20 protein-coding genes, 1 pseudogene and 1 riboswitch are annotated in these 19,668 nt (G+C 72.1%); of the genes and pseudogenes, 5 read left to right on the top strand and 16 right to left on the bottom strand.

Going from position 1 to position 19,668, the window contains the following annotated elements:
* Positions 1–24 precede the first annotated feature (24 nt).
* From J8N05_RS26165 to J8N05_RS26155, 3 genes are all read right to left on the bottom strand, one after another.
* On the bottom strand, positions 25–879 hold the full coding sequence (locus J8N05_RS26165) for a bifunctional 5,10-methylenetetrahydrofolate dehydrogenase/5,10-methenyltetrahydrofolate cyclohydrolase (RefSeq protein WP_210886624.1): 855 nt from the start codon (positions 877–879) through the stop codon (positions 25–27).
* 20 nt (positions 880–899) lie between these two features.
* A riboswitch (ZMP/ZTP riboswitch) is annotated at positions 900–986 on the bottom strand.
* Between the two features lie 109 nt (positions 987–1,095).
* Complete coding sequence (locus J8N05_RS26160) at positions 1,096–1,923, bottom strand: hypothetical protein (RefSeq protein WP_210886621.1); 828 nt, start codon at positions 1,921–1,923, stop codon at positions 1,096–1,098.
* 311 nt (positions 1,924–2,234) lie between these two features.
* Entirely contained in the window at positions 2,235–2,606 is a 372-nt protein-coding gene (locus tag J8N05_RS26155; protein ID WP_210886618.1) for a nuclear transport factor 2 family protein, read from the bottom strand.
* 187 nt (positions 2,607–2,793) lie between these two features.
* Between J8N05_RS26155 and J8N05_RS26150 the strand changes: the two genes are divergently transcribed.
* Both J8N05_RS26150 and J8N05_RS26145 read left to right on the top strand, forming a co-directional pair.
* The gene (locus tag J8N05_RS26150) at positions 2,794–3,093 is read left to right on the top strand and encodes a hypothetical protein (protein ID WP_210886615.1); all 300 of its coding nucleotides are present in this window, start codon (positions 2,794–2,796) and stop codon (positions 3,091–3,093) included.
* A gap of 182 nt (positions 3,094–3,275) precedes the next feature.
* A complete protein-coding gene (locus tag J8N05_RS26145; protein WP_210886612.1) occupies positions 3,276–3,500 on the top strand; it encodes a hypothetical protein in 225 nt (74 codons plus the stop codon).
* Between the two features lie 52 nt (positions 3,501–3,552).
* On the opposite strand, the gene J8N05_RS26140 is transcribed toward J8N05_RS26145, so the two are convergent.
* From J8N05_RS26140 to J8N05_RS26105, 8 genes and pseudogenes are all read right to left on the bottom strand, one after another.
* Positions 3,553–4,761, bottom strand: a complete 1,209-nt coding sequence (locus J8N05_RS26140; RefSeq protein ID WP_210886609.1) for a hypothetical protein — start codon at positions 4,759–4,761, stop codon at positions 3,553–3,555.
* Between the two features lie 111 nt (positions 4,762–4,872).
* A complete protein-coding gene (locus J8N05_RS26135) occupies positions 4,873–5,982 on the bottom strand; it encodes a polyprenyl synthetase family protein (RefSeq protein ID WP_210886606.1) in 1,110 nt (369 codons plus the stop codon).
* A gap of 482 nt (positions 5,983–6,464) precedes the next feature.
* Positions 6,465–7,484: pseudogene (locus J8N05_RS26130) on the bottom strand (tetratricopeptide repeat protein); the annotation flags it as partial.
* Between the two features lie 226 nt (positions 7,485–7,710).
* Positions 7,711–8,220, bottom strand: a complete 510-nt coding sequence (locus J8N05_RS26125; RefSeq protein WP_210890392.1) for a mycothiol transferase — start codon at positions 8,218–8,220, stop codon at positions 7,711–7,713.
* A 69-nt stretch (positions 8,221–8,289) separates the two neighbouring features.
* Entirely contained in the window at positions 8,290–8,739 is a 450-nt protein-coding gene (locus tag J8N05_RS26120) for a Zn-ribbon domain-containing OB-fold protein (protein WP_407699929.1), read from the bottom strand.
* Between the two features lie 120 nt (positions 8,740–8,859).
* Positions 8,860–9,591: a TetR family transcriptional regulator gene (locus tag J8N05_RS26115; protein ID WP_210890390.1), complete on the bottom strand. Its 732-nt coding sequence runs from the start codon at positions 9,589–9,591 to the stop codon at positions 8,860–8,862.
* A 156-nt stretch (positions 9,592–9,747) separates the two neighbouring features.
* The gene (locus tag J8N05_RS26110; protein ID WP_210886603.1) at positions 9,748–10,131 is read right to left on the bottom strand and encodes a hypothetical protein; all 384 of its coding nucleotides are present in this window, start codon (positions 10,129–10,131) and stop codon (positions 9,748–9,750) included.
* Between the two features lie 340 nt (positions 10,132–10,471).
* Positions 10,472–11,395: a MurR/RpiR family transcriptional regulator gene (locus J8N05_RS26105; RefSeq protein ID WP_210886600.1), complete on the bottom strand. Its 924-nt coding sequence runs from the start codon at positions 11,393–11,395 to the stop codon at positions 10,472–10,474.
* A gap of 198 nt (positions 11,396–11,593) precedes the next feature.
* Between J8N05_RS26105 and J8N05_RS26100 the strand changes: the two genes are divergently transcribed.
* A complete protein-coding gene (locus J8N05_RS26100) occupies positions 11,594–12,304 on the top strand; it encodes a ribonuclease H family protein (RefSeq protein WP_210890389.1) in 711 nt (236 codons plus the stop codon).
* Positions 12,305–12,420: 116 nt separating this feature from the next.
* Positions 12,421–12,612: an antitoxin gene (locus tag J8N05_RS26095; RefSeq protein ID WP_210886597.1), complete on the top strand. Its 192-nt coding sequence runs from the start codon at positions 12,421–12,423 to the stop codon at positions 12,610–12,612.
* Between the two features lie 80 nt (positions 12,613–12,692).
* Here J8N05_RS26095 and J8N05_RS26090 read toward each other — a convergent pair whose 3' ends face one another.
* The 4 genes from J8N05_RS26090 to J8N05_RS26075 form a co-directional block, all read right to left on the bottom strand.
* Entirely contained in the window at positions 12,693–13,589 is an 897-nt protein-coding gene (locus J8N05_RS26090; protein WP_247706491.1) for a hypothetical protein, read from the bottom strand.
* A gap of 112 nt (positions 13,590–13,701) precedes the next feature.
* Positions 13,702–15,129: an alpha/beta hydrolase family protein gene (locus J8N05_RS26085; RefSeq protein WP_210886594.1), complete on the bottom strand. Its 1,428-nt coding sequence runs from the start codon at positions 15,127–15,129 to the stop codon at positions 13,702–13,704.
* Positions 15,130–15,342: 213 nt separating this feature from the next.
* Positions 15,343–16,224 (bottom strand): poly(ethylene terephthalate) hydrolase family protein, encoded by an 882-nt coding sequence (locus J8N05_RS26080; protein ID WP_210886591.1) that lies wholly within the window; start codon positions 16,222–16,224, stop codon positions 15,343–15,345.
* Between the two features lie 71 nt (positions 16,225–16,295).
* Positions 16,296–17,450 carry a helix-turn-helix domain-containing protein gene (locus J8N05_RS26075; protein WP_210886589.1) on the bottom strand — a complete coding sequence of 385 codons (1,155 nt, stop codon included), beginning with the start codon at positions 17,448–17,450 and terminating at the stop codon, positions 16,296–16,298.
* A 277-nt stretch (positions 17,451–17,727) separates the two neighbouring features.
* On the opposite strand from J8N05_RS26075, the gene J8N05_RS26070 reads away from it, so the two are divergent.
* Positions 17,728–18,918 (top strand): helix-turn-helix domain-containing protein, encoded by a 1,191-nt coding sequence (locus tag J8N05_RS26070; RefSeq protein ID WP_210886586.1) that lies wholly within the window; start codon positions 17,728–17,730, stop codon positions 18,916–18,918.
* Positions 18,919–18,937: 19 nt separating this feature from the next.
* Here J8N05_RS26070 and J8N05_RS26065 read toward each other — a convergent pair whose 3' ends face one another.
* Complete coding sequence (locus tag J8N05_RS26065; protein WP_210886584.1) at positions 18,938–19,594, bottom strand: DUF3105 domain-containing protein; 657 nt, start codon at positions 19,592–19,594, stop codon at positions 18,938–18,940.
* Positions 19,595–19,668: the final 74 nt, after the last annotated feature.

Raw genomic sequence — 19,668 nt, 5'->3', positions numbered from 1 at the left:
CGCCCCTTGTTCGACGCCACCTGATCAGGCTCCCGTCTGCCGGACGGCCGCCTCGACGGTCTGGGACAGCAGCGTGGCGATCGTCATCGGACCGACCCCACCGGGCACGGGAGTGATCAGCGAGGCCCGCTCACGGGCGCTGTCGAAGTCGACGTCGCCGACGTTGCCCGCGTTGTAACCGGCGTCGACGACGACCGCCCCCGGCTTGATGTCCTCGCCGCGGATCAGCCGGGGCCGCCCCACCGCGGCCACCACGATGTCCGCCTCCCGCAGGACCGACGACAGATCGGCGGCCGGGGTGCGCGAGTGGCAGTACGTCACCGTGGCGTCGCGGCCGAGCAGCAGCATGCCCACCGGCCTGCCGAGGATCGCGCTGCGGCCCACCACCACGGCACGCCTACCGGCCGGATCGACGTCGTACGCGTCGAGGAGGCGCATGATCCCGCCCGGGGTGCAGGAGGCGAAACCGGGCAGCCCGAAGCTCATCGCGGAGAAGGAGGCGAGGGTGACCCCGTCGACGTCCTTCTCCGGGGCGATCGCCTCGAAGGCCGCCCGCTCGTCGATGTGGTGCCCCATCGGATGCTGGAGCAGGATGCCGTGCACGGCGGGGTCGGCGGACAGCTCGGTGAGCGTGCCGATCAGCTCGGCGGTCGTGGTCTCGGCGGGCAGGGACACGTGCCGCGAGGCGATCCCCGCCTTGCGGGAACGGTTCTGCTTCATGCGTACGTACGTGACGGACGCCGGGTCCTCGCCCACCAGCACGGTGGCGAGACAGGGCGTCACCCCCGTGCGTGCGGTGAGATCGGCCGCCTGCCGCGCCGTCTCCTCGACGATCCGCCGGGCGAGTGCGGTGCCGTCCATGAGTGTGGCCTGGGACATGTGCTGCTCCTGAGCGTCGTGGAAGATGCCCAGGCGCGCGGCTCAGACGATTGCGTCGGGCCGCTCCCCGGTGGTGGTCCACCTCAGCGCCAGTCACGGCCTGCGGTTATTTTACGCCCGGCCGGGGGCTCCGCCAGGCTGCCTTTTCGGATGTGGGCCGGTGCGGGCCGGTGGGGCCGGTCGCGCAGTTTCCCGCGCCCCTTGCGGGTCCGCGTTTCAGGTCTCACTCGTCAGGAACGCCGTCGCCTGGGTCTGTACGCGTACGGCTCCGATCGCTTCCGCCCAGCGTGCGACCTCGGTGGCGAGGGCCGTGGCGGCCGGTTCGTCGCCCGTGTCGCGGGCCAGGACGGCCAGGAGCATCTGCTGGGAGAGGGTGCCGGGGACGTTCCCGGCGCGGGCGCCCAGAGCGGTCGCCCGGGTCCAGCGCTCCCGCGCCCGGTCGTGGTCGAGGTTGTCGTGGTCGTGGTCCCCGAGATGCCGCAACGCCTCGCGGGCCAGCAGGTCGTCGGCCGATTCCCCGGCTTCCAGGGCGAGTTCGTAGTGCGCGGGCGCCTCGTCCCGCTCGGCGAACAGGTTGTCGACGATCAGTCCGAGATACATCCGCGCCCAGCCCCGGCGTACGTCGTCGGCGGCCCGCTCGCACAACTCGTCCGCACTCCGCCGCAGTTCCGCCAGCTCACCGGGATCCTTGCCCGCCGGACCGAACCGGAACGTGCCGTCCCCGAGCAGCAGACGAAAATACGCGTGCCGCAGCCGTACGAAGTCCAGGTCCCAGCGCCCGACCGGCTCGGTGAGCCCGCCGATCGCCGAGTCCGCGGCGGCGATCCGGGCGTCCGCGGTGTCCGTACCGCCGAACCAGTCGCGCTCCAGGGCGATCTGCGCCCCGGCGAGCGCGACAGCCGCCCGGTCGCGCGGCTCGGAGGTGACGGTGGCGTCGAGGAGGCATAACGCGCGCTGCCACCGTCCGGCCCGGGCCAGTTCACGCGCCGCGGCGGTGACCTCGTCCACCGGGAGGGCGGCGCGCGGCGTGCTCGTCTTTGTCATGGCGAGGAAGGTAGTAAGCAGAAAAACCATCCACAAGGAAACTATTGCGCGACTTCAGGACATCGAGCCACTGCGGCACCTGGGCGGCACCTGGGCGGCACCTGGGCGGCACCTGGGCGGCACCCGGGCGGCACCGCCGGGCCGTCGGAAGGATCACCGACGGGAACGCGCCGCCCGCAGTGCCGACCGGAGGAGGGAAGCGGACACACGTCGGCCCGCCCCGCGGGCCGGCCGGGACCGCGCCGGCGGCCCCGGACCCAGCCGGGCCGAGAAGGTCCAGGTCAGACGAGAGGTGATCCGGACCCTCGGCGTCACTCCTCGGCGTCCCAGGCCTGGAGCACGGTCTGATCGACGATCTTGCCGTCGCGCAGCGACATCATCGAGTTCGCGAGCACCCTGACGCCGTCGGGGTACAGACAGGATTCCTGGAAGGCGACGTGATCCCCCTGGACCACGCACCGATCCAGCTTGTGCGTCATGTCGCGGCTGTAGACGTCGGCGAGCATCGTGCCGATCTGCTCACGGCCGCGTATGACCATCGGATGGCTCGGCTGGGTGTTGCGGTCGACGACACGCAGTTCCGCGTCGTCCGCGTACAGCGACAGCAGTGCCGTCGCGTCCTGGCCTTCGATGCCCCGGCGCAGTGCTTCGGTGTCGAAGCCGGGGCCTGCCGCGGTGTCCATGACGGACCTCCTTGTGGACGACTGACGAAGGCCGCGGCCCGCGGTGCGGAGCGGGCCGCAGAAGGCCTCTCCTTCGAGACTCCTCCGGCCCGGGAACCTCGGCAAGCGCAGCCGTGACGATGCGCCTGTCGGGTGAGGGGCCGGGCGGGGCCGTGTCCGTGGGCAGCTTGTCACCGTTGCTGAAAGCATGATCTCAACACGACGTATTGTCGCCGCCGTTGGCCTCGCCATCAGCGTCACGGGTCTCGCCGTACCTTCCGCGGGCGCCGCCACGGTCCCCGAGACCGGAAAACTGGACCCGATCGCGGAGCTCGACCAGATCGCCGTGAGCGACCTCCCCGTCGAGCACAGGAACAAGATTCCGAAGATCTCCGAGGGCATCCAGGAGCTCAACCAGCTGAACGGCCTCTACCAGCTGGAGCAGCTGCACCAGGTCACCGACCTGGCCGCCCCCGTCACCGGACTGCTCCCCGCCATCGAGTACTGAGCCGTCCGGTACTGAGCCGTCCGGTACTGAGCCGTCGAGTACTGAGGCGTCCGGCATCGGGCCGTATCGAGCACCTGGCCGCCCCGCCCCGCCGTGTGCGTCGCAGCAAGGCCCGGTGACGATCCGGTGGTCATCGGCCCTGCCCGGATGCGCGCGTGGACGGTCCGGGCGAGGCTGAGGGCATGTCGGAACACCCCGCAGTACTCGTGCATCCGCCGCGTGGCGACGGCGGCCGGCGCGTGACGGTCCACGGCGAGCCGATCGGCACCGCCATGAACCTCCAGGACATCGTCGAGTTCCTCCGCCGCGCCGGGCTGGAGTTCGACGAGAACGAGGTCACGGTCTCACCGCTCATCGAGTGGCGCGGCGGAGGCTCCTCGTACTGGGGGCCGGAGCCAGGACACTGAAGCGAATACACGGGCCCCCCGCACGCATCCGTGCAGGGGGCCCGTACTCACGTCAGCAGATGCTCTGCGTGCTGTTGACCAGCGTGTTGTTGCGGAACGTCGTGTTGGTGCCGCACGGACTCTCCCTGATCACGGAGTTCGTCACCGTCAGGTTCTGGACGGTGATGTCCGAGTTGTTGGGAAACTCCGAGCGCGCGGCCAGCCGGATCTCCCCGCCGCCCGTGACGCTCCCGCTCTGCGCGGCGAGGTTCACGTTGTAGCAGTTCTCGATCAGGATCGCGTTGTTGCCCGTGTTGGAGAGCGTGACCCGGTCGATGGTCGCGCCGCCGCTCTCCGAGACGCAGAAGACGCCCCGGCCGCCACCGCGCGCGACGACCTCGCCGACCCGGACGTTGGTCGCGTAGCTGCTGCCGATCCGGCCGTTGCGGTTGGCCATCCGGAAGGCCGCGTAACCGGTGCCGGTGCCCGCCCCGTCCGCGTCCACCTTCGTGACGGTGGCGTTGATCGTCTGGTTGAGCAGCAGGCCCGACTCGCCCACGCTGCGCGCGGTGACCGTGCCGATGGTGATGCCGTCGACCCCGTACGTCTCCACGGCGTGACTGCTCGCCCCGGACACGTAGACGTTGTCGATACGGACGTTGCGGGTCCACTGGCTGGTGTCGCCGCGGTTGTCGATGCGGACGCCGAGACCGGCCGACAGACGCATGTCGATCTGGCCGAGGACCACGTTGGTGACATTGCGCATGAAGATGCCGTAGAGCGGGGCCCCGGTGACGTTCAGGTGCTGGACCTCGATGTCCTGTACGCCGCGTGCGTAGACCGGCGCCTGGTCTCCGGTGCCCGAACCGGTGACGTTGATGGTGCCGCACACGTCGAGCACGGTGTAGCTCGGCAGGGAGACCCTGGAGCCGGCGCTGATGCTGCCCGAGCCGCGTACGACGACCCGCTCCTTCGATGTGCGCCCTGCCGTGAGGCTGCTGACGGCCGCCTGCATCGCGGCCCGCATGTCGGTTCCGGTGTAGACGACGCCGGTTCCGCGACGGGCGGTCCAGGTGCTGCCGCTGAGCGTGGCCTCGGCCTGGTACGAGCCCTCGCCGCAGGCTGCCGCCGGGGCGACGCTCGCGGGGGCCGCACTGGCCGGGGCGGTGAGCAGGGCCGCCGCCGTGACCAGGGTCGTCGCGCAGGCGGCGAGGACACCTGTGCGCCTGAGGCGGGGCGGTGGGGTCGAGCGAGTGAGGTGAGGTGCGGCTCTGCGTCCCATCTCGTCCTCTCCTGTGTGGGGGTGTGTAGCAAGCGTTTTCTACGGTGGGGTGCGGTGAGTGTGGCAAGGGCTTTCTGGAGCGTCAAGGGGCTTGTGGGGGGAGGGAATCGGTCACATCTCGCGGCGTACGAGGAAGTCGAGCAGCGCGCGCAGGTCGTCGGTGCTGCGGGTGCTGTTCGTGCTGCTGGTGTCGCCGCCGGTTGTGGGGAGGCGGTCGAGGCAGATGTCGACGACGGCGATGTGCCGACGGGCCTCCGCCGTCGCCGCCGCGCGCCCGCCGGCGTCCTCGATCAGGGTCGCGGCGCGGCGGGCGTCCGCCGGGGCGAGGGGGCCGGCTGAGTTCAGGAGGCGGGCGAGCGGCCGGGCGGCCGGAGTGCCGAGGGCAGCCAGGACCGGGAACGTCTTCTTGCCCCGGAGCAGGTCCGCGTGGACCGGCTTGCCCGTCACGGCGGGATCGCCCCAGATGCCCAGGAGATCGTCGACCACCTGGAAGGCGATGCCCAGATGGCGGCCCGCACGGTCGAGCGCGGCGACCGTCTCGCGAGGTGCGCCGGCGAGCACGGCGCCCAGGGCGGTCGCGCAGCCCAGCAGGGCGCCGGTCTTGTGTTCGGCCATCGCGCGGTACTCGTCGGGACGGACCGCCTCCGGGCCCGTCCAGGGGCGGCTCTCGAAGAGCAGGTCGTCGGCCTGACCGCGTACGAGGTCGTTGAGCGCGGTGGACAGATGGCGGACGGCCGACGGGATGCCGGTGCCGGGTGCGGCGGCGAGGGTCTCCACGGCCAGGGCGAACAGCGCGTCGCCCGTGAGGACGGCCGGGCCCGTGCCGTACGCCTTCCAGACCGTGGGGCGCCCGCGCCGGGTCGGGTCGCCGTCCATGATGTCGTCGTGGAGCAGAGAGAAGGTGTGCACCAGTTCCACGGCGACGGCAGCGGTCACTCCGGCGCTCCGCGGGGCCCCGGTGGCCTCCGCGCCCAGCACGGCGAGTGCCTGCCGCAGTCCTTTGCCGCCCGCGGGCGTGGACACGGCTGCGCCGCCGGGCTCGCACCAGCCCAGGGAGTAGGCGGCCATCTCGCCCACCCAGGGATGCAGCCGCGCGATCGCCTCGGCCAGCGCGGGGCGTACGAGGGCACGGCTGTGCTCCAGCAACTGAGGTGCGCTCTCGCCCGCGCGTGCCCCTGCGGCGGGCCGGGCGGGGGAGAGCGCGGAGGACATCGCGGTCATCGCCGGCTCCCCGCGTCGGCCCGGCCGGGCAGGGGCGTGGTGGCGCGGCTGTCATCGGCGGGAGGGGCGCTCGCGGGGACGTGGACGGTGGGCGGCGGGGTGCTCGTACCTGCCCCGGAGCCGGGTGTCGCGAGCTGGTCCGGGTCGGGCCCCGGGCGCGTCTGCGGGCATGGGCCGGTGCCGGTGCCGGCACCGGCTTCGGTGGGGACCGGGGACTTCGCGGCTGCCTCAGTCCCGGGCCCGGGCTGGATGGCTGCTTCGGTCCCGGGCCCGGTCGGGGTGGGCGTCGAGACGCAGGGCTCGCTCCGGGAGTCGGTCGCGATGCCTGACTCCGCCCGGGCGTCCGGCGAAGTGCTTGACTCCGCCCGGGCGTCCGGCGAAGTGCTTGACTCCGCCCGGGTGTCCGGCCAAGTGCCCGGCTCGGTCTGGGTGTCCGCAAGGGTGCCGGGCTCGGTGTCGGGCTCCGCCCCGGGCCCGGGTGTGATGCCCAGTTCCGTCTGGGCGTGGGAGACCATGCGATGGGCGTGGCGGAGGCCGATCTGGTCCAGTACCTGGGCCAGATCCGCCAGTTCGGCGGCCGTCTCGGTCAGGTCGCGGCCCAGGCGGGCCAGGGACTTGGCCAGGCCGAGCCGGGCCAGCGCCTCCCCGCGTGGCTCGCTCATCGCCCGGAACTCCGACAGGGCCTGCTGGTAGAGGTCCCGGGCCTGCGCGTAACGCCCGGCGCGGTACAGGACGTTGCCGCGCATCTTGTGGTTGTACGCTAGCGCGCTGGACAGGTTCATCTCGCGGCACGTCACCTCGGCCTCGGCGAGCAGGCCGAGCGCGCGGTCGGCGTCCCCGTCGCGCACGGACACGATGTCGGCGAGGCCGCGCAGCGCCCACGCGTGCCCACGCCGGTCGTCCGCCCGGCCGGCGATCTCCGCGGCCTCCTCGAACATCGCGTACGCCGTGTCGTACGAACCGGTGTTGCGGTGCATCTGCGCGATGCCTTCGAGCGCCCACACCGTGTGCCGCGCCTCGCCGCGTTCGCGTGCCTCCGCCAGCAGCCGCTCGTGCAGCGCGCCGACCGCCGCGTAGTCGCCCTGGATACGGCCGGTCTCCGCCATCCCGGCCAGCGAGTAGCCGCGTACGACGATGTCGCCGCCGCGTTCGCCGAGTTCGGCGGCGAGCCCCAGCAGGCGCCAGGCCAGGCGGAGCGCGCCGCGCTGGCGGGCCAGCGTGCCGCCGCTCCACAGGGCCCATGCCATCGCGGGCGTGTCCTTCGCCTCGCGGGCCGCGCGGTAACTCGCCTTCCACGCCTGGTCCGCCTCGCCCACCTGCCCGAGCCGCCGGTGCGCCTCCGCGACCGCCAGACCCGAGCGGGCCGCCTCTCCCCGCGCCCCGGCGCGCTCGGCCGCCCGCAACTGCTCGGTGCCCGCGGCCAGTACGTCGACCAGCGAGGAGTTCACGGACAGGGTGGTGAGCGCGCCTTGGTACTCGGGCGCGAATGCCTTGCCGTACATGGGTGCCTTTCGGTCCGCCGGGTGCGGTGGACGTGGCAGACCTGCCTATACACAGCATGTATACATGCTGTGTATAGTGCCCCGGTTCTTCGCCTCGGATCACTGTCCTGGGTTCGACGGGTCACCGGCGCCGCCGCGCCACCTCGTTGTGGATCAGGACGAGGATCGCGGCGGCGGGGTTGCCTCTGAGGCGCACATCACAGCGCCGGACGTACGGGCGGGGGGCTCAGTCGGCGGCCGACAGCCCTCGTGCGTAGGCGGCCTGGCCCACGTGCTGCAGGTCGTCGGAGAGCACGCTGACCAGGCGGGCGCCCAGGGTGACGGCCGGGGTCCAGTTCTCGTCGACGACGCGGTCCAGGTCCTCGGCGCGCAGGCCGCCCAGCGCCCGCAGGGTCTGCTCGTGCACGGCGTCGTAGTAGCCGGTCAGGAGGTCGCCCGAGTCCACCCGGACCTCGCCGACCTGCCGCGCGTCATGGCCGTACCCCGTGTCGTCCTCGGAGAGGGGCAGTGCGAAGCGGTCCGCCCAACCGCCCGACAGATAGACCTGCTTGAAGCCGAAGGCGTCGGCGACATGGTCGTCCTGTACGCGGGTGAGATGCCAGATCAGCCAGGTGATCGAGTTGGCCGTGCCGCCGGGCCGGGCGTTGAGCTCGTCGGGGGAGAGGCCGACGACGGCGGCGTGCACCTCGTCCTTGATGCGTCCGTAGGCTTCGACCAGAACGTCCTGGGCGTGCATGGGTTCCTCCGGGCTCTTCTCCGTGGACATACGTCCCGCCCAGTGTCCCCCGCGGCGCAGCGGAGTGTCTCAGTGCCAGCCGGAGTAGGACCCGGCGTACGGCCCGGAGAAGGGCTCGTCGCAGAGCTTGAACACGGGCTCGCGGCGCACCGGATCCGCCGACGTGGTGAGCTGGACCCGGTCGCCGGTGCGGATCGCGACGAGCGGTCCCGAGACCCGGCCCCTGACCGTGAATCCCTCCGCCATCTCGACGAGCGAGACATTGCGCGCGCCGGGCGTGTTGCGCTGCACGACGGTCGCGTGGCGGATGACGCCGAGGCCCGCGCTGCGTTCCGTACGCAGATCGCTGCCCGCGCAGACCGGGCAGAGCAGCCGGTGGAACGTGCTGGTCCCGCACCAGCGGCAGCGCTGGTACAGGAGCCCCTCCTCGGCGGGTGCCGCGGTCGCCGCCGCCCCTGTTCCCGCAATCGTCCCCGGGTCGAGTAGGCCCGTCGTGGTCCCGCTTCCTCGGTGGAACACGATGTCATCTCCCTGCGCCTGGCCGGAATCTGAAGGTGCGGGCAGCGCCGCGCACGACTTCAGAATATGGCACGCAGTGCCACAGGTAAAGGCACTCAGTACCCTCAATCGGTGGGGAAATCAGGCGGGATCGCGGCCGAGCGTGGTCTCGATCTCCTGGACGACCCGCCACAGCGGGGCGCCGCGCCGGGAGACCACGACGACCACGTCGTCGTCCTTGCCGCCGCCCCGGGCCCCGTTCCCGTCCGCCCCGTTCCCGTCCGGCCCGGGGCTCCGCGCCGGGGCGCCCGCCGCCTGCTGCGGCCCGAACACCCCCTGGACGTGGGCGAGGGCGTGATCCACCTCGGCGCCCGCGTCGCCGCGGCCGTCCGAACGCAGCCAGGACCGCAGCCCGTTGTTGTGCGCGGCGACCACGGCCGCGGCGATGACGTCGGCCCGCAGCGTCCCGTCCGGCCGGCCCGAGAAACGTCCGCGCAGATACTCGGCCAGCGCCCGCTCGTACCGCCAGACCACCGAGAGTTCGTACGTCCGCAGCCCCGGGACCTTTCTGGTGAGGTGGTAGCGCTGGACGGAGAACGCCGGGTTCTCGGCGTACATGCGCAGCACCAGGCGTGCGGCGTCGCAGACGCGCTCCACGGGTTCGTGCGCCGGGCCGCTCTCGCCCAGGAAGGCGGTCATCCGGGCCAGGCAGCCCTCGTGGTCGGGGAAGACCACGTCCTCCTTGGACGGGAAGTACCGGAAGAAGGACCGGCGTCCGACGCCCGCGAGGGCCACGATGTCGTCGACGGTGGTCTGCTCGTACCCCCGCTCCACGAACAGATGGAACGCCGCCGCGACGAGGGACTCCCGCATCGGCGGCTTCGGGGTGCTCACATCGGCCGCCTGGTCGGGACGGGGTGCCTCGCTCATGGTGGGGAACCTAGCACCGCACGAGAGGTCGATGGCACTCAGTGTGCTCCGATCGGGGAACTGGGTGCCATGGTGCCCCGCGGGTCGCCGGTGACCGGGTCAGTGGCCCTGACGTGCGCCGTGGCTCTCCACGAGCGCCTGCGTGATCACGCGGACGCCCCGGGCGATGTGGTTCAACTGCGTCAGCTCGGCCGCGTACAGCTTGATCGTGTGCTCGATCACGGACTCCGGCATCCCCAGGGCGGGCAGCTCGGCCCGCGCGCTGTGCAGCGCGGTGCGCACGACCCGGATCTCCTGCTGGAGCTGGATCTGCGCGTGCCGGGCGAGCAGGACGGGCTGACGGATCAGCAGCGGGTAGCTGGCGTAGCGGGTCGGCACCAGCTCGCGCAGCCATTTGGCCGCCGATCGTTCCCAGTCACGGTTGCCGGGCGTCTTGACCTGACAGGGCCAGTCCGTGCTGATGGGTGAGTACGTCAGGGACATGGGGATCGCTTCCGAGATGGCCGGCGGGCGGTTCTGGTCGTTCTTGGCGGCCCCGGCCCAGGGGATTGACCGGGGCCGCCACGGGCGTGCGTGAGCGGTGCCCGTTCCTGCGCCCGGGGCGGCGCGAGGCGGGTGCGCCGCGATCCCGGGCGACCGGGACCCCACCGGATCCGCGATCAGCGAGAAGTATTCATATATACCGTCTGGTAAGCAAGGGTATGTAAAAATTCATGTGCCTGTGCGGCTGAATTTCGCCTTGCGGAATGCTGGAGTCATATGCCGCTGATGGGCCGAGGAGGGCCGGAACGGATCGGTCCTGATCGGCCCCGATCGGTTCTGATCAGTCCTTGAGGAAGAAGACGTGCTCGTCCGCGACCTGTTCGTAGTCCTCCAAGCGGGCCTGCGTCCGCTCGGGATCGGCGTCGGTCATGGCCTGGAGCAGAGCGGCGGACAGCACGACGGGCGCGGCGTACGAGTCGAAGACGAGCCGTGCGCCGGTACCGGTCGCGAATACCACGTCGGCCTCGTCGGCCAGCGGCCCCAGCCCCAGATCGGTGACCAGGGCGACGCGCAGACCGGCCCGCCGGGCGACCCGCATGGCCGTCAGCGTCTCGTGCGCGTGCCGGGGCATGGTGAAGGCCAGCACCCAGGTGCCGCCCGCCTCGCGCGACTGCAGCAGGGCGTCGTAGGCGACACTGCCGCCCCGGGTCACCAGTCGGACATCGGGGTGGATGCGCCGGGCGGCGTACGCGAAGTATTCGGCCAGCGAACCGGAGATCCGCAGCCCGAGGACGGTGAGCGGAGTGGACTGCGACAGCGCGCGGCCGGTCTCGATGACCTGCTCCGGATCGGCGAAGTCACGGCGCAGGTTCTCCAGGTTGTCGATCTCCGCGTCGACGGCGGCCTGCAGCTCGTTGGGCCGGGCCTCCTCGGCGGCGTCGGGCGAGCCGGCGAGTTTGCTGAGCGCGATCGACTGGAGGCGTTCCCGCAGGGCGGGGTAGCCGCTGAAGCCCACCGCCGTCGCGAAACGGGTCACGGACGGCTGGCTCACGCCCACGCGCTCCGCGAGGTCCGTGATCGATAGGAAGGCAGCCTCGGTGATGTGCTCGATCAGGTACTGGGCGATGCGCCGCTGTCCGGGGGAGAGCCGGGGGCCGTCGAACAGGGCTCGCAGCCGGGTCGTGGGAGCCGCTTCCGCCTCCGTGACCGGTTTCCCCGAACTGATCGCGGACGCCTGCGCGCGGGCCTGCTGCGGCGATGGCACCGGTGCGCCTCCTTCGTGTCCCACTGAGGTTCAACATAGCCCACACCCCGCGCCGGAAGACCTGCCGCTTTCAGGGGCGCGGGCAACGGCGCGGTCTTGTGTTTTCCAGGGGCGCGGGGAACGGTGCGACAAGCCACGACGCACCCGCACATACGCACGCACCTCACCCAGTGCCCGACCCCGCCCCGCGCCCCTGGCATGATCGTGCCCATGGCTGAACGCGTGATCGCCGCATGTGACGGGGCGTCGAAAGGAAACCCGGGCCCCGCAGGCTGGGCCTGGGTCGTGGGTGACGGCACGGGAACCCCCACGGAATGGGAGGCGGGCCCGCTCGGCACCGCGACCAACAACGTCGCCGAACTGACGGCACTGGAACGGCTGTTGACGGCCGTGGACCCGGGCGTGCCGCTGGAGATCCGGATGGACTCCCAGTACGCGATGAAGGCGGTCACCACCTGGCTGCCGGGCTGGAAGCGCAAGGGCTGGAAGACGGCCGCTGGCAAGCCCGTGGCCAACCAGGAACTCGTCGTACGCATCGACGAGTTGCTCGACGGACGCTCGGTGGAGTTCCGGTACGTGCCCGCGCACCAGGTCGACGGCGATCCCCTCAACGACTTCGCGGACCGGGCGGCGAGCCAGGCCGCTTTCGTCCAGAAGCCGGCGGGCAGCGAGCAGGGCTCTCCCGAGCCGCCGAAGTCCCCGGCGGCCAAGAAGGCGACCCCGAAGGCGGCCTCCGCGAAGAAGCGCACCTCCTCGTCGTCCACGTCCTCCTCGGCGTCCTCCTCGCGCACGCTCAAGGCCAAGTTCCCCGGCCGCTGCCGCTGCGGCCGCTCGTACGCGGCGGGCGAGACCATCGCAAAAAACCCTGACGGCTGGGGCCACCCGGAGTGCCGCACGGAGGCCCAGTAACGTCCCCGGACCCCGCCGTGAACCGCCTCCGACCTGCCTTTTCCGCCCCGGATGCGAAACCCGCCGCTTGCGGTGACCCTTGATACGTAGGGGTGAACCGATCAGGAGGATGACTCATGTCCGTTATGGACAAGCTCAAGGACATGCTCAAGGGCCACCCGGAGCAGACGAGCAAGGGCATCGACAAGGCCGGCGACCTCGTCGATGACAGGACTCAGGGCAAGTACAGCGGTCAGGTCGACACAGCCCAGGACAGGCTGAAGGACCAGTTCGGGTCGGGCAAGGACGACAATCCGCCGCGGTCCTGACACCGCGGTCGTACACGAGCGCATGGGACGGGCCGGCCTCCTCGGAGGCCGGCCCGTACTCTTTTCGCAGTTCTACGAGGTCAGCGGCCCCGGTCGGTCGAGGGGTCGCAGCCGACCGTGGGCCCCGCCAGCATCCCGCCGGTGTGGAAGGTCTGGCCCCGCGGCATCCAGTACCCCAGCTTCGAGACGATGCTCGTGCAGGCGTCCGCGACCCTGGCGTGGACGACCACCGTGGACGGGCGGCCCGGCTGGAGGTCGGTCAGGGCGCAGTCCAGCGCGTACATGCTGCGGGCCGTCGACGGATGGCGGCCGGTGAGCGGGTTGACGCAGCGGGCGTCGGACGTGGTCAGCTCCACTCCCGAGGCCTCCTCCCCGATCAGCCCGAACCGGGCGCTCCCGTCCCCGGCGTCGCTGTCGCGCGCGACGGTGTACGTCAGCGTGGCCGACCCGTGCGGCCGCAGGGTGTGCCGGTCGACCTCGATGCGGTGCGTGGCGACGGGCTTCGGGTCGGTGAGGGTCAGCGTGGCGCGGACCGTCCCGCGCAGGTCCACACCCGCGGGCGACGAACGGACGTGCACCGCGCCGCTGACCTCGTAGGTTCCCGGCCCCGGGGTCTCCCGGCCGCCGGGCAGCGGGCCCGTGGCGACGGTGCGGCCGTCCCGCCGCAGGGTCCAGGTCCCCGAGGTCAGACAGGCGTACCGGACGGTGGTCCCGGAACGGCGGCAGGTGGCCGGGGCCGACAGGGACGTTCCCGCGCCGCCGCCGCTCGCGCAGAGACTGACGGAGGCCCGCTGTCCGCCAGGCCCCTTCAGGGTGCCCGCGGGGGAGCAGACGGTCGCCGCGGCCGGCGGCTCCGGTGCCCGGTGCCGGGGTGGCGCCCCCGCGGGTGCTCCCACCGCGGTCCAGCCCGTGACGGCCAGTACGGCCGCCGCGGTCAGCGACAGGGGCGTCCTGCGAAATGTGGGGCGTACCGGCACGGGAACTTCCTCCTCGTCGAAGCGGCGAGCGGCCGGATGCCGGTCGCGTGCGTCGAGGAGAGGATGCGGAACGCCCGGGAGCCCGGCCGGTTCCCACGCCGGGCAGGACGTCTCAGGGCCGGTGGGCGTCGCCCGGATGGGCCAGGTCGTACGGGCGCGGGTACGCGGTGGGCCGGTAGGCGGTGTAGCGGGCCGGGGTGGTCGGATCGGCCTGCGCGGCACGCGAGTTGAGGGCCGCCGCTCCCGTGTCGCCCCACCGGCCCGTGTCGACCCGCATCTCCAGCGTGTCCAGCGCGGCTAGCTGTTCGGCGGGGCTGAAGGTGCAGTGGCCCGCGTTGTCGACGTACGTCTGGCGGAGCAGGTGCCGGGAGCCGCCCGCGGTGGCGGCCCGCAGATAGGCGCTCTCCGTCTGCACGGGGACGAGGGCGTCGCCGGTGGTGTGGAGGGTGAGCTGCGGCTTCGTCAGCCTGCCGGTGAAGGCGCTGGTCCGGCTCATCCAGTCGACCGCGGCCCCGTCGGCCTTGATGCGCGGAGTCCTGTTCAGTGTGCCGAGGTCGTCCGCGAGGGAGCGCCCCGCGGCCTTGTACAAGCCTTTGACCTCCTCGTACGCCGAGGACGCGCGCAGCATCCTCGTGTAGTCGACCCCGGTGTTCCAGGACGCGTTGCCGCCCGCGAGTGCCTCCGTGTCCTGCCGCCAGCTGAACGCCGCCGTCGCGAGGAGTCCCCGGACGGCGGTGTACTGGTTGGCCTGCTGGGCGGTCCAGTCGGTGGGCGCCGGGCGGGGCTGGGAGGGGTCGTTCCAGCCGGGGATGTTGTGCAGGGCCGCCGCGAGGGCGATACGGGCGCGGCCGGCCGCGGAGTTCTGCGCCTCGGTGACGATCCCGCTCAACGCGCCGGCGGCGGCCGCGGCGGTCGCCTGGTCCGGGAAGCCGGCCAGCGGGATGGCGGCGTCGGGTGCGAGGAGGGCCTTGAGGGCGAAGACCGGGTCGAGGGTGTTGTTCCAGTTGGCGACACCGCCGTGCACGAGGCCGCAGACGGACAGGGTGCCGTCGACGCGGTCGGCGTGGTGCTCGGCGATCCGCGTGGTGACGAACCCGCCGTAGGACTGGCCCCAGGCGAGGGTCCGCCGGGCCGCCCCGAACCGTTCGGTGAAGGCGTCGAGCGTCGCCAGCTGGTCCGGCACCGCGTGCTCCACCGCCCACCCGGTGGTGGCGTACGACGAGCCGATGAGCGCGTACCCGTCCGTGAGGAGGAGGCCGCGGGTGGCGGCGTCGGTGACGTTCTGGGCCGGGTTGGGCGCGCCCCTGGGCCGGAAGCCGTGACTGAACAGGAGTACGGTGCCGTTCCAGCCGGCGGGGACGTCCATGACGTACGTCGCGCCGGAGGGCAGGGTGCCTTCCACGTGCACGTCCTCCGTGCGCAGGTCCTGTGCGCGCACGTCCTGTGCGCCCGCGTCCCCCGTGGTGGCGGAGCGGGCCGGGGCCGCGGTCGCGCTCGCCAACAGCAGGACGGCGACCGGGAGCAGGAGACGGCGTTTCATGGAGGATCCCTTCCGGGGCGGGGGAGGGGCAGGGACTGGAGGGAGCGGGGACTGGAGGGAGCAGGGACCGGGGCAGGGACCGGGGCCTCAGTGAAGTTAGGCATGCTCCCGTCGACGGTCAACAATCTGCGCAACATCAATGAGTGCCGTGCACGACATGGCGCCCACCCCCGTCACGGGGCGGGCGCCTGACGGCGGTGTTCCGGGAGGCGATCAGGAGCCGGTGGGACAGGTGCTGCGGTACTCGCTGATCCGGGTGTTCGTCGCGGGCGCCGGGCACAGGAACTTGTCGTACCGCACGTCCTCGTCGACGAAGCGCTTCAGCCAGGCGATGCTGTACTTCGCGATCGTCACGTCGGAGGAGAGCGCCACGTTGTGGTCGGCGCCCCTGAGTTCCAGGTAGGCCTTCTCCGGCGCGGCGGTGAGGCTGTCGTAGAACACCTCCGCGTGCGAGCCCGGCGAGGCGATCACGTCGTTCTCGGCGCCGATGATCATCGTGGGTACCCGGTCGGTCTGCCAGGTCTTGTCGTTGTTCCAGGGCATCAGCGGCACGGCCGCCTTCAGCGAGGGCCGCGACTCGGACGCCTTGAGGGAGCCCCCGCCGCCCATCGAATGGCCCATCACCGCAAGGCGGTTGGGGTCGATGCGGGTCCGTACGGAGCTGGACCGCACGAGGTAGTCGAGTGCGTTGAGCATCTGGGTGGCGCGGTCGTCGGGCTGGTCGAAGCCGGATTCGGTCTCCAGCGTCAGGACGACGAAGCCCTGGGACGCGAGGCGCGGGCCGTACCAGCTGATCAGCGCCTCCGGCGTCACGAAACCCGGGCTGACGACGACGGCCCCGAACGTGCCCTGACTCGTGTCGGTGGGGTAGTAGGCGGTGCCCTGCTTGAACGTCGGCCCGTCGATCGTGGTCTGCGCGGTGGCGAAGGGGCCTCGCTCGGCGGTGATGGACTGTTCGGTGGGGTCGGGGCCCCGTTGGTAGTCCCCGGGTCCGGCCTGAGCCTCCTGGGGGAGGACGCTCACGCTCACCGCCAGGGCGGCGGCGCCGGACAGGTGGCCGAAGCGTTTCACGGTGCGGGTGCTCACATGTCTCATGCGGGCAGAGCATGCTGACGTGCGGTCAGTAGCGCTTCTGGTTCAACTGCTCAATCGTGCGGGGAAGTTTGTCAGGGCAGCACGGAACGGCGTACGGACCTGGTGCGCAGCGCGAGCTGCGCGTCGAACCGGAACGCCGGGTCGGCCAGCTTCTCGCCGTACAGGGACGCGAGTTGGCGCAGCCGGTTGCGGGCCGTCTGCGGGTGGATGCCCAGTGCGGCGGCCACCTCCGGGGCCGTGCGCCCGCCGGAGGAGAGCAGCGCTTCGAGCGTGTCCGTGAGCCGCTCCGCCTTGCCCGGCGGCAGGGCGCGCAGGGGGTCGAGCACCCGGTCGCGGAGCAGGGCCCCGATCGGGGCGCCGTGCAGCAGATGCAGTTCCGCGAGATGCTCCTCGGTCCTCAGCCGCCCCAGGCGCCGGCCCAGCCGGGCGCAGTGCAGCGACACCCAGGCCTCGGCCGGCGCGACACTCGGGCCCACCGCCGCGTGCGCTCCCTCCAGCGGGCCCAGCAGGCCGTCGTCGGGCACCACCAGGTGCAGTTCACCGCCCCGGCTCACCCGCAGCACCTCCTCGTCGACCGCGCCCACGTCGGCGGAGGCGGGCAGGACCGCGCACCGGACGCGTTCCGGCAGCGGCCAGGCGGCCCGGCGGGCGAGGTCGGGCAGGGGTTCCGCGAGCGGATCGCGCCGGCGTTCCAGCAGCCGTGCCGCCAGCAGCCGGCGGGCCCGCAGCACCTCGTCGGCCGCGCCGGCCCGGGCCTCCTCGAAGCCCGTCACCGACTCCTCGGCCAGCGCGTGGATGTGCGTGAGGACGGCCTCGCTCAGCGGGACGGCTATCTCGCCGGAGAACGCGGCCTCCCGGGCCACGTCCGCATAGCGGCGGCATGCGACCCGGGCGCCGATGCGGTAGGCGGCCTGCAGTCCTTCCGTGCCCCGCCCGTTCAGATACTCCAGCCTGCCCAGCCGCCTGAAGCGCGGCACATAGTGCTGTTGCGGCCCGTCCGGCTCCTCGACCAGCTCGGTGAACTGGGTGGCCGCCAGCCGCACGGCCTCCGCGAGGTCCTGCGCGACGGCGGAGCCGATGGGCTGCCGGTAGCCGCGTACCTCTCGGCGGATGGCCTGGACCATCTCCGTCGTCAGCTCCGGAAGCCGGGCCCTCAGCAGCGGGGCCAGCCCCGGAGGCAACTCACGCCAAGGACGCCTGGGTAACGGCGAACCAACACCTGCCACGTCCAACTCCCTTGAAAACAGGGGTCATCGGGCCCCGCAAGGGGCGCGGGGAACTGCGCGCCCAGCCCCCACCGGCCTGCGGAGAACAACCGGCCTGCCGACCCGCGGATCCACCACACGCGCAACCAGCGGAGCGCCTAGCACCGGACGGTGGGTCGCCGTGGTCCGGAGTGTAAGGCGCATGACACTTTCGCGACCGGTTCACGCACGGAATCTGGCGTACCTCACACGGGACCCGCAGTCTTGCCCAGCCCCACGGGAACCCACGGGAGGTGCCATGACCCCCACGCACGCACGTGCCTTGGGCCCGCAGGACACCGCACCGCTTCCGCGCGAGACGCGCCGGATGCTGCTGCGGCGCATTCCTGCCGCGATCGACGAGATGGAGGAGGCGGTACGCACGGGTCTGCCGCACTACACGCACGCCGTCGAGGGCACCCACGGCTACTCGGTGCGCCACATCATCGACCGCACGGTCAGCTGCTTCGTCTCGATCCACGACGCCACCCGGGCGGGGCAGGCCGCCACGGCCGAGGTCATCGCCCTGTACGAACGCATCGGCGCCCGGCACGGCCTCCTCGGCTGCCCGCTCGACGTGCTGCGCGACGCCCTGGACCTGGCGGGGCGGGTGGCGTGCCGACGGCTCATCGAGGACGCGTACCGGCTGCACTGGCCCGCGCCCCTGCTGGCCACGCTCACCGAGGACACCTTCACCCTGATCGGCACGGCCATCGCGGCCGCCTCGCGCGGCTACGCCGAGGAGTGCCACCGCGCCCCGCTCGACGTGCAGCGGGACCGGCTGCGGGACGCGCTGGTCGCCGACCCCGACGACAGGACCCGGCCGCTCGCCGAACTCGCCGCGGCGGCCGACTGGCGGCTGCCCGGCACGCTCGCCGTCCTCGCCCTGCCACCGGGCGACCATCCGCAGACCCGGGTGCTGCCGCCCGAGGTGCTCGCCGACCGCAGCCCCGCCGCGCCCTATCTGGTCCTGCCCGATCCCCGTACGCCCGGGCCGCGTTGGCTGCCGAGGACCATCGGGGCCGTGCTCGGGCCGACCGTACCCCCCGGCCGGGGCGCGGTGTCGCTGCGCTGGGCGCGGCGCGGTCTGGAGCTGATCGAGCGGGGCCTGCTGCCCGCCGCCGCCCCGCTGCGCTGCGTCGACCAACTGGCCGCCCTGACGGCGTTCCGGTCGGGCGACCTCCTGGAGGCCGCCGCGGCGGACCTGCTCGGGCCGCTCCTCGAACTGGCGCCCCGGCGCCGGGAACCGCTGCTGGAGACCCTGCTGGTGTACCTGCGCTGCGGGGACAACGCCGTGCTCACAGCGGACCGTCTGCACGTGCACGAACAGACGGTCCGCTACCGCCTCCGCCAGATCACCCAGCTCACCGACGGCACCTGCCCGGACCCCGGACGCCACCTGGAGACCATGCTGGTCCTGACCTGGCTGCTGTCGCCGGCGGCCGCCTAGACGCCCGGGGCGGTGTCCGTCAGGCCGCGTCGACGCCGTTGGTGCAGGCGGCTCCCGGCTCGGGGGTCTGCGGGCCCTGCACATACTTCGTGAGGAACTGCTGGACCCGCGGGTCGGACGCCTTCTCGACGGTCAGCTGCTTGCCCCAGGCCGACAGCATGAGGGCTCCGGCCTGGTCCTCGACCGGACTCATCAGCGTGTAGGGCGTCTTGGCGACCTTGTCGGCGAGCGTCTTCACATCGGCGTCCGCCGCCTTGTCGTTGTACGTGATCCAGACCGCGCCGTGCTCCAGCGAGTGCACCGCGTTCTCGTTCGGTATCGCCTTCGTGTAGACGGAGCCGTCACAGGTCATCCACGCCTGGTTGTGGTCGCCGCCGACCGGCGGATTCATCGGGTACGACACGGGCTTCGAGACATGGTTCTGGGTCAGCTTCTTCGCGTTCCAGGACTTCTCGCCCTTCACCGGCTTCTTCGCCGCCGCCTGCTGCTGCTCGTCCTTGTCGTTCGCCCGGTCGACGTAGTACGCGCCGAATCCGACGAGCCCGACGACGATGGCCGTGCTGACCGAGATGGTCAGGATGCGGTTCCGGCGCTCGCGGGCCTTCTCGATGCGGCGCATCTCCTCGATACGCGCCTTGCGTGCCGTGGCGGCCGACTTCTTGCTGGTTCTGCTCATGGGAATGCGTTCCTTGTCCCCGCCGCGCCGGATCGACCGGGCGGGCGGCGGTGGGTGAGGGGTCGGACGGACGT

Origin of the sequence: Streptomyces liliiviolaceus (assembly GCF_018070025.1) — a bacterium.
In the GTDB taxonomy this organism is placed as follows: domain Bacteria; phylum Actinomycetota; class Actinomycetes; order Streptomycetales; family Streptomycetaceae; genus Streptomyces; species Streptomyces liliiviolaceus.
The sequence above is the reverse complement of the archived record's forward strand: the minus strand, read 5'-3'. Positions and strand labels throughout refer to the sequence as shown.

Excerpts from the sequence above, each read along its gene's own strand:
- J8N05_RS26110 (WP_210886603.1), bottom strand. The coding sequence starts at position 10,131 with ATGTCCCTGACGTACTCACCCATCAGCACGGACTGGCCCTGTCAGGTC.
- J8N05_RS26160 (WP_210886621.1), bottom strand. The coding sequence starts at position 1,923 with ATGACAAAGACGAGCACGCCGCGCGCCGCCCTCCCGGTGGACGAGGTC.
- J8N05_RS26065 (WP_210886584.1), bottom strand. The coding sequence starts at position 19,594 with ATGAGCAGAACCAGCAAGAAGTCGGCCGCCACGGCACGCAAGGCGCGT.
- J8N05_RS26070 (WP_210886586.1), top strand. The coding sequence starts at position 17,728 with ATGACCCCCACGCACGCACGTGCCTTGGGCCCGCAGGACACCGCACCG.
- J8N05_RS26125 (WP_210890392.1), bottom strand. The coding sequence starts at position 8,220 with ATGCACGCCCAGGACGTTCTGGTCGAAGCCTACGGACGCATCAAGGAC.
- J8N05_RS26145 (WP_210886612.1), top strand. The coding sequence starts at position 3,276 with ATGTCGGAACACCCCGCAGTACTCGTGCATCCGCCGCGTGGCGACGGC.
- J8N05_RS26150 (WP_210886615.1), top strand. The coding sequence starts at position 2,794 with ATGATCTCAACACGACGTATTGTCGCCGCCGTTGGCCTCGCCATCAGC.
- J8N05_RS26115 (WP_210890390.1), bottom strand. The coding sequence starts at position 9,591 with ATGCGGGAGTCCCTCGTCGCGGCGGCGTTCCATCTGTTCGTGGAGCGG.
- J8N05_RS26155 (WP_210886618.1), bottom strand. The coding sequence starts at position 2,606 with ATGGACACCGCGGCAGGCCCCGGCTTCGACACCGAAGCACTGCGCCGG.
- J8N05_RS26135 (WP_210886606.1), bottom strand. The coding sequence starts at position 5,982 with ATGACCGCGATGTCCTCCGCGCTCTCCCCCGCCCGGCCCGCCGCAGGG.
- J8N05_RS26095 (WP_210886597.1), top strand. The coding sequence starts at position 12,421 with ATGTCCGTTATGGACAAGCTCAAGGACATGCTCAAGGGCCACCCGGAG.
- J8N05_RS26100 (WP_210890389.1), top strand. The coding sequence starts at position 11,594 with ATGATCGTGCCCATGGCTGAACGCGTGATCGCCGCATGTGACGGGGCG.
- J8N05_RS26140 (WP_210886609.1), bottom strand. The coding sequence starts at position 4,761 with ATGGGACGCAGAGCCGCACCTCACCTCACTCGCTCGACCCCACCGCCC.
- J8N05_RS26165 (WP_210886624.1), bottom strand. The coding sequence starts at position 879 with ATGTCCCAGGCCACACTCATGGACGGCACCGCACTCGCCCGGCGGATC.
- J8N05_RS26085 (WP_210886594.1), bottom strand. The coding sequence starts at position 15,129 with ATGAAACGCCGTCTCCTGCTCCCGGTCGCCGTCCTGCTGTTGGCGAGC.
- J8N05_RS26080 (WP_210886591.1), bottom strand. The coding sequence starts at position 16,224 with ATGAGACATGTGAGCACCCGCACCGTGAAACGCTTCGGCCACCTGTCC.